Origin of the sequence: Pseudomonas putida, assembly GCF_001636055.1 — a bacterium.
Lineage (GTDB): Bacteria > Pseudomonadota > Gammaproteobacteria > Pseudomonadales > Pseudomonadaceae > Aquipseudomonas > Aquipseudomonas machongensis.
Map to the genome: position 1 here is coordinate 4139180 of NZ_CP011789.1, position 13778 is coordinate 4152957.

At 64.3% G+C, this 13778-nt stretch carries 14 protein-coding genes; 5 read left to right on the top strand and 9 right to left on the bottom strand.

Annotation, left to right across the window (positions count from 1 at the left end; genetic code table 11):
* The first annotated feature begins 132 nt into the window (after positions 1 to 132).
* Positions 133 to 1200: a phosphotransferase family protein gene (locus tag AB688_RS18530; RefSeq protein WP_063545457.1), complete on the top strand. Its 1068-nt coding sequence runs from the start codon at positions 133 to 135 to the stop codon at positions 1198 to 1200.
* A gap of 24 nt (positions 1201 to 1224) precedes the next feature.
* Positions 1225 to 1992 (top strand): SDR family oxidoreductase, encoded by a 768-nt coding sequence (locus AB688_RS18535; RefSeq protein ID WP_063545458.1) that lies wholly within the window; start codon positions 1225 to 1227, stop codon positions 1990 to 1992.
* On the opposite strand, the gene AB688_RS18540 is transcribed toward AB688_RS18535, so the two are convergent.
* Complete coding sequence (locus AB688_RS18540) at positions 1993 to 2814, bottom strand: class I SAM-dependent methyltransferase (protein ID WP_063545459.1); 822 nt, start codon at positions 2812 to 2814, stop codon at positions 1993 to 1995.
* Positions 2815 to 2898: 84 nt separating this feature from the next.
* On the opposite strand from AB688_RS18540, the gene AB688_RS18545 reads away from it, so the two are divergent.
* Positions 2899 to 3270 carry a GFA family protein gene (locus AB688_RS18545; protein ID WP_063545460.1) on the top strand — a complete coding sequence of 124 codons (372 nt, stop codon included), beginning with the start codon at positions 2899 to 2901 and terminating at the stop codon, positions 3268 to 3270.
* A 33-nt stretch (positions 3271 to 3303) separates the two neighbouring features.
* Here the strand turns inward: AB688_RS18545 and AB688_RS18550 are convergent, their stop codons facing one another.
* Entirely contained in the window at positions 3304 to 5397 is a 2094-nt protein-coding gene (locus tag AB688_RS18550) for a TonB-dependent siderophore receptor (protein WP_063545461.1), read from the bottom strand.
* Positions 5398 to 5547: 150 nt separating this feature from the next.
* Between AB688_RS18550 and AB688_RS18555 the strand changes: the two genes are divergently transcribed.
* The gene (locus AB688_RS18555) at positions 5548 to 6621 is read left to right on the top strand and encodes a helix-turn-helix domain-containing protein (RefSeq protein ID WP_063545462.1); all 1074 of its coding nucleotides are present in this window, start codon (positions 5548 to 5550) and stop codon (positions 6619 to 6621) included.
* A gap of 18 nt (positions 6622 to 6639) precedes the next feature.
* Entirely contained in the window at positions 6640 to 7338 is a 699-nt protein-coding gene (locus AB688_RS18560; protein ID WP_063545463.1) for a YoaK family protein, read from the top strand.
* A gap of 1 nt (position 7339) precedes the next feature.
* Here AB688_RS18560 and AB688_RS18565 read toward each other — a convergent pair whose 3' ends face one another.
* From AB688_RS18565 to dmpH, 7 genes are all read right to left on the bottom strand, one after another.
* Positions 7340 to 7690, bottom strand: coding sequence for a hypothetical protein (locus tag AB688_RS18565; RefSeq protein WP_063545464.1), 351 nt, complete (start codon positions 7688 to 7690; stop codon positions 7340 to 7342).
* Positions 7691 to 7931: 241 nt separating this feature from the next.
* Positions 7932 to 9263 carry an OprD family porin gene (locus AB688_RS18570; RefSeq protein ID WP_063545465.1) on the bottom strand — a complete coding sequence of 444 codons (1332 nt, stop codon included), beginning with the start codon at positions 9261 to 9263 and terminating at the stop codon, positions 7932 to 7934.
* Positions 9264 to 9375: 112 nt separating this feature from the next.
* The gene (locus tag AB688_RS18575; protein WP_063545466.1) at positions 9376 to 10731 is read right to left on the bottom strand and encodes an MFS transporter; all 1356 of its coding nucleotides are present in this window, start codon (positions 10729 to 10731) and stop codon (positions 9376 to 9378) included.
* Between the two features lie 61 nt (positions 10732 to 10792).
* Positions 10793 to 11806: a 4-hydroxy-2-oxovalerate aldolase gene (dmpG, locus tag AB688_RS18580; RefSeq protein ID WP_063545467.1), complete on the bottom strand. Its 1014-nt coding sequence runs from the start codon at positions 11804 to 11806 to the stop codon at positions 10793 to 10795.
* 4 nt (positions 11807 to 11810) lie between these two features.
* Complete coding sequence (locus tag AB688_RS18585) at positions 11811 to 12746, bottom strand: acetaldehyde dehydrogenase (acetylating) (RefSeq protein ID WP_063545468.1); 936 nt, start codon at positions 12744 to 12746, stop codon at positions 11811 to 11813.
* 16 nt (positions 12747 to 12762) lie between these two features.
* A complete protein-coding gene (locus tag AB688_RS18590; RefSeq protein WP_063545469.1) occupies positions 12763 to 12960 on the bottom strand; it encodes a tautomerase family protein in 198 nt (65 codons plus the stop codon).
* Between the two features lie 14 nt (positions 12961 to 12974).
* The gene (dmpH, locus tag AB688_RS18595; protein ID WP_063545470.1) at positions 12975 to 13778 is read right to left on the bottom strand and encodes a 2-oxo-3-hexenedioate decarboxylase; all 804 of its coding nucleotides are present in this window, start codon (positions 13776 to 13778) and stop codon (positions 12975 to 12977) included.

Genomic DNA, 13778 nt, shown 5'->3' on the forward strand with positions numbered 1-13778 from the left:
CATGCATCACTCATCAGGGGCAGTGATCGACCGGCAACACCCGCGTCGATATGACGTTTGGCACGCTTGTCCCAACCCAGGTTGGCCATTAGATTAGCCAATGATCCTTGCGACCGAGAATAAGGAATACGCATGACGCTCACCGACCAGTCCACCCAGGTCCGCCCCGGCGAAGAACTCGATGCAGCCATCATCGATCCTTACCTCAAGGCGCATATCCCGGGCCTCGCAGGCACCCCGAGCATCAGCCAGTTCCCCGGCGGCGCCTCCAACCTCACGTATCTGGTCGCCTACCCCGAGCGCGAGTTCGTGCTGCGTCGTCCGCCCTTCGGACACAAGGCCAAGTCGGCCCATGACATGGGCCGCGAGTTTCGCATCCTCAACCAGCTCAACGACGGCTTCCCGTTCTGCCCCAAGGCCTATGTGCACTGCACCGACGAGTCGTTGATCGGCGGCGAGTTCTACGTGATGGAGCGGGTCAAGGGCATCATCCTGCGCTCGGACCTGCCGCCGGAGCTGAACCTCGACGCCAGCCGCACCGAGGCGCTGTGCAAGAGCTTCATCGACCGTCTGGTGGAACTGCACCAGGTCGACTACAACGCCTGCGGCCTGGCCGACCTGGGCAAGCCCGAAGGCTATGTGCAGCGTCAGATCGAAGGTTGGTCGAGCCGCTACGAAAAAGCCCTGACCCCGGATGCGCCGCGCTGGGAAGAGGTGATCGCCTGGCTGCGCGAGAAGATGCCCGCCGACCACGCGCGCCCTGGCATCGTGCACAACGACTACCGCTTCGACAACGTCATCCTCGATGCCAGCAACCCCATGCGCATCATCGGCGTACTGGACTGGGAGATGGCGACCATCGGTGACCCGCTGATGGACCTGGGCAACAGCCTGGCCTATTGGATCGAGGCCAACGACCCGGCACCGGTGCAACTGATGCGCCGCCAGCCGAGCAACGCCCCCGGCATGCTGACCCGCCGCCAGTTCGTCGACTATTACGCCGAGCGCGCCGGCATTCGCATCGACAACTTCGACTTCTATTACTGCTACGGCCTGTTCCGCCTGGCCGGGATCGTCCAGCAGATCTACTACCGCTTCTTCCACGGCCAGACCCAGGACAAACGCTTCGCCCAGTTCATCCACATGAACCGGCTGCTGGAGCAGATGAGCCTGCAACTGATCGGCAAATCCACTCTGTAACCGGCGACAACAAGGAAAACCAGCATGTCCAAGACCCAACTGTTCGACCTTGACGGCAAGATCGCCTTCGTTTCCGGCGCCAGCCGCGGCATCGGCGAAGCCATCGCCCATTTGCTGGCTCAACAAGGGGCCCATGTGATCGTCTCCAGCCGCAAGCTCGACGGCTGCCAGCAGGTCGCCGACGCAATCATCGCAGCCGGCGGCAAGGCTACACCGGTGGCCTGCCATATCGGTGAGCTGGACCAGATCCAGCAAGTGTTCGCCGGCATCCGCGAGCAGTTCGGACGCCTGGATATCCTGGTCAACAATGCCGCCACCAACCCACAGTTCTGCAACGTACTCGACACCGACGTCAGCGCCTTCCAGAAGACCGTCGACGTGAACATCCGCGGCTACTTCTTCATGTCGGTGGAAGCCGGCAAGCTGATGCGCGAGCACGGCGGTGGCAGCATCATCAACGTAGCGTCGATCAACGGCGTGACACCGGGCTTGTTCCAGGGCATCTATTCGGTGACCAAGGCTGCGGTGATCAACATGACCAAGGTCTTCGCCAAGGAGTGCGCGCAGTTCGGCATCCGCTGCAACGCCCTGCTGCCGGGCCTGACCGACACCAAGTTCGCCTCGGCACTGGTGAAGAACGACGCCATCCTCAACGCCGCCCTGCAGCAGATTCCGCTCAAGCGCGTAGCCGACCCGAGCGAGATGGCCGGCGCGGTGCTGTACCTGGCCAGCGACGCGTCGAGCTACACCACCGGCACGGCGCTCAACGTCGACGGCGGCTTCCTTTCCTGATCAGCCCTTGCGCGCCTGCAGCGTGTAGCTCAACGGCAGGCGCTCGGGCCGCTCCGCCAGGCGCCACTCGCCGTCGGCGCCCTTGAGCATCTGCCCGGGCAACGCCTCCCACGGGATGCTCGGGTGCTCGACCAGGGCGGTCAGTTGCATGCCTTGTTCAAGCAGCGCCGTGATGATTTCGCCAAGGCCGCGGTTCCAGGAATGGGTCTCGGTTTGTGCCAGGCGATGTTCGCTTTCGACGTAGGTCTGGTCGCTGTGGAAGATGAGCGGCGCCTCATGCTCGAAGTACGGGAAGTCGACCTGCAGGCGATCGGCGTGGGTTTCGTCGAGCGTCCACAACATCGGGTGCCCCTCACGCAGGAACAGCCGCCCGCCCGGCTTGAGCAATGCCGCGACATTCTGCGCCCAGCGCTGGATGTCCGGCAGCCAGCACAGTGCGCCGATCCCGGTGTAGATCAAGTCATAACTCGCCTTGGGCAGCACCTCGCTGGCACGGTAGACATCCGCCTCGACATAGTCGATATCGGTGCCACAGCGCTCGGCCAGCAACCGCGCCTGCGCCAGCGATGCGGGCGAAAAGTCCAGCCCGCTGACCTGCGCGCCCAGCCGCGCGAGCGACAAGGTGTCGGTGCCGATGTGGCATTGCAGGTGCAGGGTCTTGAGGCCTTGTATATTGCCCAGGCGCGGCAGGTCGAAGCGCACGACTTCGGAAAGATGCGTGGCAGACTGCACGAAGCATTCGACTTCATAGCCCGGCGAGGCGGCGTGCAACGGCGCCCGCTCGTCCCAATTGGCGCGGTTGAGTTCCAGTGACGGATTCATGGACACTTCCCTGTGCGGAAAACCGCCACGTTAACCGGCCAGGAGGCAGGCCGACAACCAGCCATTCAGGGAGAGAACGCCAGCATGAAGACCTACAAGGGCGGCTGCCTGTGCGGTGCAATCCGCTTCGAGGCCGATGGACCAGCGGGCAATCCCCACCACTGCTCGTGCCGCTGGTGCCAGCAGCACACCGGAGCACTGGTGGCGAGCTGGGTGGAGTTCGATCGTGCGCAAGTGCGCTGGGTCGGTGCCGGCGGTGCGCTTGACACCTGGCGCTCTTCGGATTATTCCAGCCGGGCATTTTGCCGATGCTGCGGCAGTTCGGTAGGCGCGATCGACGATGCACCGACGGTGGCGTTGCTGCTGGGGTGTTTCGATGAGATCGAGGACGAGCGCCTGGTACCGACCGGGCACTCGTTCGAGGACCGCTGCCCAAGGTGGATGCAGCGGGGTTGATGGGGCTTTCCAGGACCGCCGTGCGGCCCGAGGTTACAACGACAGACTCATGCTCACACTCAGGTTGCGCGGCTCGCCCGGCATGTTCCACGCCGCGTTGTAGCCGCGTTCGTAGTACTTGCGGTCGAAGACGTTGTTCAGGTTCACCCCGAAACTCAACTGCTCGCTGGCCTTGTAGTGCGCCAGCAAGTCCAGCGTGCTGTACGCCGGCAGGCGCAGGTCACCGCCCGCCTGCCCGGAGCGCTCACCCACGTAGTTGGCCGAGGCGCCGACATCCGAGCCACGCAGCCAGCCGTTCTGGAACTCGTGCACCACCATCAGGCTGCCGCTGTGCCGAGGAATGCCCAGCAGGTCGCTGCCCTTGGGCAGTGCGGCATCGCCCTTGGTGACCTCGGCATCGATGTAGGCATAGGCACCGATCACCCGCACGGCCTCGGTGAGCTGCCCGCTGAACTGCACGTCCAGCCCCTGGCTGTGCGCCTTGCCCGCGGCGATGCTTTCACCAAAGGCATCGGTGGTGACGACGTTTTCCTTGTCGATGCTGAACAACGCGACAGTCGCACCGAGCCGGCTATCGAACAGGTCGAGCTTCAGACCCGTCTCGTAGCCCAGCCCCTTCTCCGGCTTGTACACCTGGCCCTGGGTGCCGATGGCGTTGGGCTTGAACGAGGTGGAAGCATTGGCGAACACCCCCACTTCCGGCGTCCATTGATACAACAGCCCCACACGCGGCGTAGCGACTTCCTTGACCTGGCTGTTGCTTACCCCGGTGGCACGGTTCAGCGCCGTCTGCTCGACCCGTTCCAGGCGCACGCCGAGCAGGCCACGCCAGCGCTCGTCGAAGATGATCTGGTCTTGCAGGTTGAGCGCCTGGCTTTCGGTGCGTTCGAAGAAGTCATTGGGGTTGATCAGCGGCGGCTTGGGCTGGCCGTAGACCGGCTGGTAGATATCCAGCCCATAGCCGAGCGACGTAGCGCTCTGTGGGTATTTCTGGCTGTTGCGGTAGTTCTCGTACTCCAGGCCGATCAGGCTCTGGTGCTGCCAGCCGAGGAAATCGAACTGCCCGTGCAGTTCGGCCTGGGTAATGTTGTCGTTCCACTCGAAATTGCGTTCGCGGTAGAAACGGCTGATCGCCTGGCCGTCCACCCGCGACGGCTCCGAACTGTTGCCGCGCAGGTGGCCCTGGGTGTAGTGGTTGGCCAGGCGCAGTTTCCAGTTGTCGTTCAGGTAGCGTTCCAGGGCCAGGTCCAGGGTCTGGTTGTCGTTGCGAATGTGGCCGTCGCTGGGCTCGCCGAGAAAGGTCGAGCGCTTCACGGATCCCAACTGGTTGTTGACCGCCGGAATACCCCGGTCGAACACCGATTCGGTGCGCGAGAATTCGGCATCCAGCAACAACCGTGTGTCAGGGTCGAGTTGCCAGCTCAGCGACGGGCTGACGATCTGTCGGCGGCTGTCGACGTGATCGCGGAAGCTGCCGTTATCTTCCACTGCCAGATTGACGCGCGACAGCAGGCGCCCCTCCTCGTCCAGCGGCGTGTTGACGTCGAGGCTGCCGCGGTAGCGATCCCACGTGCCGGCGCTGGCCTTCAGGCGCGTGAACGCCTCCTCCTGCGGACGCTTGCTGACGATATTGACCAGGCCACCCGGATCGCCGCGCCCGTACAGGCTGGCGGCCGGGCCCTTGAGCACCTCGATGCGCTCGATGGTGGAGGTGTCCGGTGCACTGTAGCTGCCGCGGTTGATGGCAAAGCCGTTCTTGTACAGCTCGCCGGTGGTAAAACCGCGCACGCTGTAGTTGAGGAAGGTCAAGCCACCGAAATTGTTCTGCCGGGTGACGCCACCGGCAAAGTCCAGGGCACGGTCGATGCGCGTGCTGTTGAGGTCTTCAAGCACCTGGCTGGGCACCACGGCGATGCTCTGCGGCGTGTCGCGCACATCGGTATCGGTGCGCGTCGCGGTGCTCGAGCGGGTGGCGCGATAGCCCTGCACAGGGCCGTCGGCGCGCTCCAGCAGATGACTGTCGCTGACGGTCAGGGCCTCGAGTATTACAGGTTCGGCAGCACTGCCGGGCAGGCCGAACACAGACAGGGAAAAACCCAGGCAGAACCGGGCGGGGAAAACTTTCATCAACGACGCTCCTAAATTTCATGTAATAACATAACAATTTATGAACGATGCGAGGAATACCCGGATGAGAAAAAACCGCATTTGCCCGTCAACCTGAAGTTTACGGCTCGGGTATACTCGCGTTTCCGGCCCGCTTCCAGGAACCGCCCCATGGTTGAAAACAGCTTTGCCTTTCGCCTCAAGGAATTGCTCGAACACCACAAGCTGACCCTGCAAGCCGTGGGCACCGCCCTGGGCATTTCACGCACCGCGGTGCACAAGTGGACTCGCGGTGGCGAAATCGACTACGACAACCTGCGCAAGCTCGCCGCTTTTCTCAAGGTCAACTGGATCTGGCTGCGCTACGGTGAAGAAGCCTTGCAGAGCGTCCAGCAGGCCGAGGTGGTAGAGCTGCCGATGACCGACGTGCGGCGCCGCTACACCGCCGAGATCATGGAAAGTGAAACCCGCATGAAACTGGCCCAGGAAGGCGCACGCATCGTCACCTGGGAGTGGAACCTGGTCACCGATGCAGTCACCTACTCGCCCAACGTCGAGGCGGTGTATGGCTGGCCAGTGCAGCGCAACGAAGAGTTCTGGGCGCATATCCACCCGGACGACATTCCGCCGATGCAGGCCATGTACGCCCAGGCCGTTGCCGACGGCACCGGTTGCGAATGCGATTTTCGCATCACCCGCCCCGACGCCAGCCAATGCTGGATCGCCTCGCGCGCCACCGTGCTGGCCGACAGCGCCGGGCGCGCGGTGAAGATGGTCGGCATCAGCATGGACACCACCGAACGCAAAGTCGCCGAAGAAGAATTGCGCCAGAGCGAGGCGCGCTTTCGCACCATCTTCGAGTTCGCCTGGGGCGCGCTGGCCTACATCGATCCCGACGGCAGCTGGCAGCGGGTCAACGGCAGCTTCTGCGAACTGCTGGGCTACCGCGAAGACGAGCTCTACGGCACTACCTTCCAGCAATTGACCCATCCCGACGACCTGCCGCACAACCTGCACTTGCTGCAGCGCCTGCTTGACGGCGAGATCGACCGCTACGAAGTGGAAAAACGCGTACGCCACAAAAACGGCCACTACCTGTGGGTCCGCGCGCGCACTTCGTTGCAGCGCCAGGCCGACGGGCAACCCGAGCACCTGATCAGCGTATTCACGAACATCACCGCCGAACGCGAAGAACATGAACGGCTGCAAGCACATATCGCCAGGCTCGAGGCACGGCTGGGCTGATTCAGGGGGAGAGCTGCGATGCTACCGGGAAGTGCGTCACTCGACAGCCAGCGTCAACAGCGGGTACAGCGCCGCGGCACGGTGGGGCTGTATTTCGTTGCCGCCTTGTCGGTACTCGCCGGCATGACCGATGCCATCGGCTTCATGGCCACGGGCGATTTCGTTTCGTTCATGAGCGGCAACACCACGCGCCTGGCGGTCTCGCTGGGCAGCGCCGAGCCTGGGCCGGTGCTGCGCCTGGCGCTGGTGATCGCGGCGTTCGTGCTAGGCAACGCACTGGGGGTGATCGTTGCCGCCAGAAGCGGCCGGCGTCACTGGCCCTTGCTGTGTGTGATCGCCCTGCTACTGGCGGTCGCCGGCATGCTGCCAGAGCCCATGCAACTGCTCGCGCTACTGGCGGCGGTGACCGCGATGGGCATGATCAATGCGGTGGTCGAGGAAGTGAACGGCCTGCCGATCGGCCTGACCTACGTCACCGGCGCGCTGTCGCGGTTCGGCCGCGGGCTGGGCCGCACCCTGTTGGGCCAACAACGGCTGGGGTGGCGCGTACAACTGGTGCCCTGGAGCGGCATGTTCATCGGCGCAGTGCTGGGTGTGTTGCTGGAGCAACGCTTCGAGCGAGCGGCACTGCTGGCCAGCGCGCTGACCGCCCTGCTGCTCGCCGTGGTCTCGTGGAAGATTCCACGGCGCTGGCAACTGCGCTACATGCCTCGCTGACTCACAGGCAGGTTGCCGCCGCAGCCTTGCGCTGCAGAGCAACCATGTCGTTCTTGCGGGCGTAGTAATCGACCCGGGTCCCGCCAGCCTGCGGGTAGACGTCAACGAAGGATTCCGCCTCGCGGGTGTACACCGTCAAGCCACCGCCCTTGCGCGTGTCCAGGTAACCACTGGCGTCAACGCCGAAGCGCGATTCTTCCTGCCAACTGAACTGGATGCACTGGGCCACCAGCTCCGGCGCTTTCTGCGAGTCGAGGCGCGCGCTGGGCTGGCCGTTGCGCGCGGCCTCCATGGTCGACGAAGCGCAGCCAATCAACATCAGGGCTGCAGTCATCGGCAGTAGTGCTCGCATGTTCCATCCTCGGGGCAAAAAGAAGCGACTGTAGCACTGGCGGTGATCGCGCGTGAATGCTCGTGCAGCGCAGCGGCATTCAACCCGGCGCTACCTGACCGGTGCCCACACCGGATCCTCTGCCACCAGCGCCGTGCCCGAGTCGGTGGTTAGACGAACGACATCGGCATGGTGCCCATCTGCCAATCGCTCACTCGTTCACGAGCAAGCCCGCGCCCACGAGAGTGGCGCGGGCTGTGCTTTAAAACAGCGGCAGGCTGTAGGTGATGTAGAGACGGTTCTCGTCCAGGTCACGCTGGTTGGCGTAGGTGCTGCGCAAGCTGGCGTTGCGCCAGGAGAACGACAGCCCCTTGAACATCTCGCCCTGCACCGCGTAGGTCACCCAGAAATCGCGCTCCCACTCATGCTGGTCACCCTGCGCCGACTTGGTGTTGTCGCCGCGCTGGTAGGCCAGCAGCGTGGTCAGGCCCGGAATGCCGACAGCGGCGAAGTTGTAGGTGTGCTGCGCCACCCAGGTCCGCTCGCCGGCCTTCTGGAAACGTGCACCGGTCTGGCGGTCGGTGATCAGGTAGGTGGCCGAGCCATCGCCCTGGTTGACGAAGGGAAAGTCGCTGTCGCCTTCAAGCTGCTGGTAGCCCAGGCTGAAACCGTGGCCGCCGAGGCTGTAGGTGAACAGCCCGGCAAACGCCTGGTTATCGACCTTGCCGTTGTTGCCGAAACCGGCACTGCGGTACCCCTCGGCCCGTCCAGCCACACTGCCGTTGCGCCCCGACGGACCACTGTCGAAATAGCGCAGGTCAGCCTTGAGGCTGCCCACCGGCAAGGCCAACTGGTGCACCAGGCCGACGAAGTGCTGGCGATAGAAGTCCTCCAGCTCACCGTAGTAGTACTGCAAGGTCAGGTCGCGGCTCACGGCGTAATCGACGCCGAAGAAGTTGAACGCATTGCTGCGCTTACCGAACGGCCCACCCGCTCCGGCAATCGCCATGCCTTCGTTGTTCGACGAGTTGCGGCTCTTGACTCGCTGGATCTGCCCGCCGGTGAACGTGAAGTTCTCCAGGTCGCGCGAGGTGATCTGCAGGCCTTCGAAGGTTTCCGGCAACAGGCGACCGTCGTTGAGGGTCAGCACCGGCATCTTCGGACGCAAGGTGCCGAGCCGCGCTTCGGTCTTGGCAACGCGCAGCTTGCCAGTCACGCCCAAGGTGCTGAACTCGTCCACCGCACGACCATCGCTGGCGGTGGGAAACACCAGGCCACCGCGGTTGGTGCTCTGCGGGTTGTAGTGGGTGCCCTTGCCCGAATCCAGACGGATGCCAAGCATGCCCAGAGCATCGACACCGACACCGACGGCGCCCTCGGTGTAGCCGGAAGTGAAGTCGAACAGAAAGCCCTGGCCCCACTCCTCCTGCTTGGACGGGTTGGCGCTGCCGCTGCGGTTGTCCTGGTTGAAGTAGATGTTGCGCATTTCCAGGCGCGCATGGGAATCCTCGATCAGGCCAGCGGCCTGGCTGGTCAGGGGGGCCAGCGCCAGGGCGATCAGCCCGGGAGCGAAAGAAGATCGTTTGCAAGACATGCTGTGTGCTCCTCGTTTCTTGTTGTTATGTGCAGCGCCGAACGCCAGGCGCAGGCAAGCCGCGCCCGACGCCGCTTCTGTCAGGAAGCGGGCGCTGGTACTCATTCAGGGATCAGGAGTGCGCGGGAGGTGCTTCAGCCGGCCAGGCCGCAGATGGCCGGATGCTCAGCCGGTACAGCACGAAGATCGCCGCCGCACCTGCCACCACGGGAATGGCCAGCCAGTGGAAGAACACCACCGGCGTACCGGCCGCGGCGATCAGCCAGGCCCCCAGGGTCGAGCCGACGATGGAGCCGGAACGCCCGCAGGCCATGGCCCAGCTGACCCCTGTGACGCGGGCCGTGGTCGGGTAGAGGGTCGCCGACACCAGGTTAAGGCCGTTCTGCGCACCGGCCACGCCGAAACCGATCAGGAACACCGCCGCCGCCAGGCCATAGATATCGCCCATCAGGTAGCCGGTGACCGCGATCACCACCGCCGCCCCCAGGTAGGAGCAGGCCAGCACACGATAAGGCCCGACACGGTCCATCAGCAGCGCCAGCAGGATCGCGCCGACCGTGCCGCCCAGCGGCACCATCGCACCGACACGCGCGGCATGGGCGATGTCGTAACCGGCGTCCTTGAGCAGGCTCGGCAGCCAGCTGGTCAGGAGGTAGAAGACGAACAGCGAGCAGAAGAACGCCAGCCACAACAGCAGCGTGCGCACCGCGCGGCCCTCGATGAACAGGTGCGAGATCGGCGAACGCACCTGCGCCGGGCGCTCGTCGTCGAGGATGGTCACCCCGGCATAGCTACTGCCGGTGATGCGCTCGACCACCTTGCGCAAGGCATCGCCATGCTTGGGGCTCGAAGCCATGAAGCGCACCGATTCAGGCATCAGCCAGGCCAGCAACGGCAGCATGGCCAGCGGCACGATACCGCCGATCATCAGCACGCCACGCCAGCCGAACAGCGGGATGATCTGCGCCGCAAGCATGCCGCCCAGCGCAAGGCCCGCGGTGAAGCCGCTCCAGCTCAGGGTGACCATGATCATCCGCCGCCGCGCCGGGGAATACTCCGAGCTCAGGGTGATGCAGGTGGGCATCGCCCCGCCCAAGCCAATACCGGTGACAAAACGCAATACGGTCAGCGACTCGATCGAGTGGGCATAGGCCGAGGCCAGGGTGCCGACGCCGAACACCAGCACCGACACCAGCAGCACGCGCTTGCGCCCGATGGCATCGGCGATGGGCCCGAACACCAGGCTACCGACCAACAGGCCGAACAGACCGGCACCGAAGGCCGGCGACAATTGTGCCGGTAGCAGGCCCCATTCCTCACGCAGGGCCGGGGCGATGTAGCCGATCGCGGCGGTGTCGAAGCCGTCGACCAGAACGATCAGGAAACACAGGGTAAGAACGATGATCTGGTAAGGCGAGATGCGCGCGTTATCGATGATCTCGCCGATTCGGGCAGTGTGCTGGCTCATGGTATTTCCCCTTTTTATTAGGCTTGTGGTTGGGGCAAAGCATTGGCAAGGCGTTGTGGTTTCAGGGTCGCAGCAGGTCCAGGGCAACGTCGACGATCATGTCTTCCTGACCGCCCACCATCTTGCGACGGCCGAGCTCGACGAGGATGTCCACGGTGTTCAGGCCGTAGCGGCGAGCAGCGATCTCAGCGTGGCGCAGGAAGCTGGAATACACCCCGGCGTAGCCGAGCGCCAGGGTTTCGCGGTCAACCCGCACCGGGCGATCCTGCAAGGGCCGGACGATATCGTCGGCCGCATCCATCAGCCGATACAGGTCGGTGCCGTGATTCCAGCCCAGGCGTTCGGCGGCCGCGATGAACACCTCCAGCGGCGCGTTGCCGGCACCAGCCCCCATGCCGGCAAGGCTGGCGTCGATGCGATCGCAGCCCGCCTCCACCGCGGTGATCGAGTTGGCCACGCCCAGGCTGAGGTTGTGGTGGGCATGCATGCCGGTCTCGGTGGACGGGTCGAGCACCGCCTTGAACGCCTGGAAGCGCTCGCGTACATCCTGCATGTTCATCGCGCCGCCCGAGTCGGCCATGTACACGCAGGTGGCGCCGTAGCTTTCCATCAGCTTCGCCTGCTGCGCCAACGGCTCGGGCGCCAGCATATGGCTCATCATCAGAAAACCCACGGTGTCCATGCCCAGCTCGCGGGCGTACTCGATGTGCTGGCGCGAGACATCGGCTTCGGTGCAGTGGGTGGCGATGCGCACCACCCGGGCACCAGCGTTGTAGGCATTCTTGAGGTCATGCACGGTGCCGATGCCAGGCAGCAGCAGCGTGGTGATCTTCGCGTGGCTGATGACCTCAGCCACCGCTTCGATGTACTCGAGGTCCGAGTGCCGGCCAAAGCCATAGTTGAAGCTCGAGCCTTGCAGGCCGTCACCGTGGGCGACCTCGATCGAATCGACCTTGGCCTGGTCCAGCGCGCGGGCGATGTCGCGGGCCTGCTCCAAGGTGTACTGATGGCGGATGGCATGGCTGCCGTCGCGCAGGGTGACATCGGAAATATAGAGTTTCTTGCCGGCGTTCATGTGTTCAGCCCTCCACGAACTGGGTAGCGGCGATACGCTCGGCGCAGGCCACGGCCGCCGAGGTCATGATGTCCAGGTTGCCGGCGTAGGCCGGCAGGTAGTGCGCGGCGCCCTCGACCTCGAGAAACACCGAAGTCTTCAGGCCGCTGCGCAGCCCCAGCCCCGGAACATTCACCGGCTGGTCTGCCGGGATCACCTCGAACTGCACCTGCTGCTTGAGGCGATAGCCGGGCACGTAGGCCTGCACGGCCTCGACCATCGCCAGGATCGAGCGCTCGACCGCCGCCTGATCTGCCGGCTCCGACAGCACGAACACAGTGTCGCGCATCATCAGCGGCGGCTCGGCGGGATTGAGGACGATGATCGCCTTGCCCTTCTGTGCCCCGCCGAGTTTCTCGATGGCATGGGAAGTGGTCTCGGTGAATTCGTCGATATTGGCCCGGGTGCCGGGGCCTGCCGATTTGCTGCTGATCGAGGCGACGATTTCACCGTAATGCACCTTGGCCACGTGCGACACCGCAGCGACGATCGGTATGGTGGCCTGGCCGCCGCAGGTGACCATGTTGATGTTCGGCGCGGCCAGTTCAGCATCCAGGTTGATCGCCGGAATGGTGAACGGGCCAATGGCGGCGGGCGTCAGGTCGATGACCTTGACCCCGTGCTCCTGCAACAGCGCGTTGTGGCGACCGTGGGCACCGGCGCTGGTGGCGTCGAAGACGATACGGATATCCTTGAAACCCGGCAGCGCCAGCAGGCCCTCGACACCCTTGGCGGTGGTCGCCACGCCCAGGCGCTCGGCCCGCGCCAGGCCATCGGAGGCCGGGTCGATGCCAACCATGGCGCCCATCTTCAGGTGCTGGCCGTTGCGCAGGATCTTGATCATCAGGTCGGTGCCGATATTGCCCGAACCGATGATGGCAACGCTGATCTTGTCGTTCATTGTCGTGGTCCTGTGTTCAGGCTTTGGCACGGCGTTCGGCGAGGGTCTGGCCACCGGCGGCCCACTGGGTCTCGGGGATTTCCTGCAACAGGACGCGCACGCTCTCGACCGATACTTCGAGGCTGTCGGCAATGGCCAGGGTGACCTTGTCCAGCAGCGCACGCTTCTTCTCGGGCGTGCGGCCTTCAGCGATATGGATGATGGCAATAGGCATCTCAGGTACTCCTGTCAGCGTTGGCCGGATGAGATGAAGCGCATCGACACGCTGCCCAGGTGCTGGTAGCGCACGGTGACGTTGTCGCCCGCCTGCACTGCAATGGCCTCGGTGATGCCGCCGGTCATGATGAAGGTGCCCGCCGGCAGCTCGCGGCCCTTGGCGCCGAGCATGTTGGCGAGCATCGCCACGCTCTGCGCCGGGTGCCCGAGCACCGCGGCACCGGCTCCGGTGGCGACCACTTCGCCGTTCTTTTCCAGCACGACGCCCAGGCACTTCAGGTCGACGCCCTCGACCCCGGACATGCGCCCGCCCGTGACGAAACGTGCCGACGAGGTGTTGTCGGCAATCACGCTCTTGAGGTCGAAACGGAAGTTCTCGTAGCGCGAATCGATCACTTCGACCGCCGGCACGATGAAGTCGGTGGCCGCCAGCACGTCGCCAACATGCACACCCGGCCCCTTGAGCGGGTGCTTGAGGACGAAGGCGATCTCGGCCTCGACCTTGGGGTGGATCAGGCTGTCGACATCGATGGCCGCGCCGTCGAGGCTCGAGCCGTAGTCGGTGAGAAAGCCGTGAATCGGATCGGTGACGCCCATCTGCTTCATCTTTGCGAACGAGGTCAGGCCCATCTTCAGGCCGGCGATACGCACGCCACGGGCCTGCTTGCGGGCGCGGATGGCATCCTGGATGGCATAGGCGTCGTCCCAGTCCATGTCGGGGTGGGCGTCGGTGATCTTGGCCACCGCCTCACGCTTGAGTTCGGCGTTTTCCAGGTGTTCGGCCAGTTGGGCGATGGTGGCTTGGGACAGGTTCAT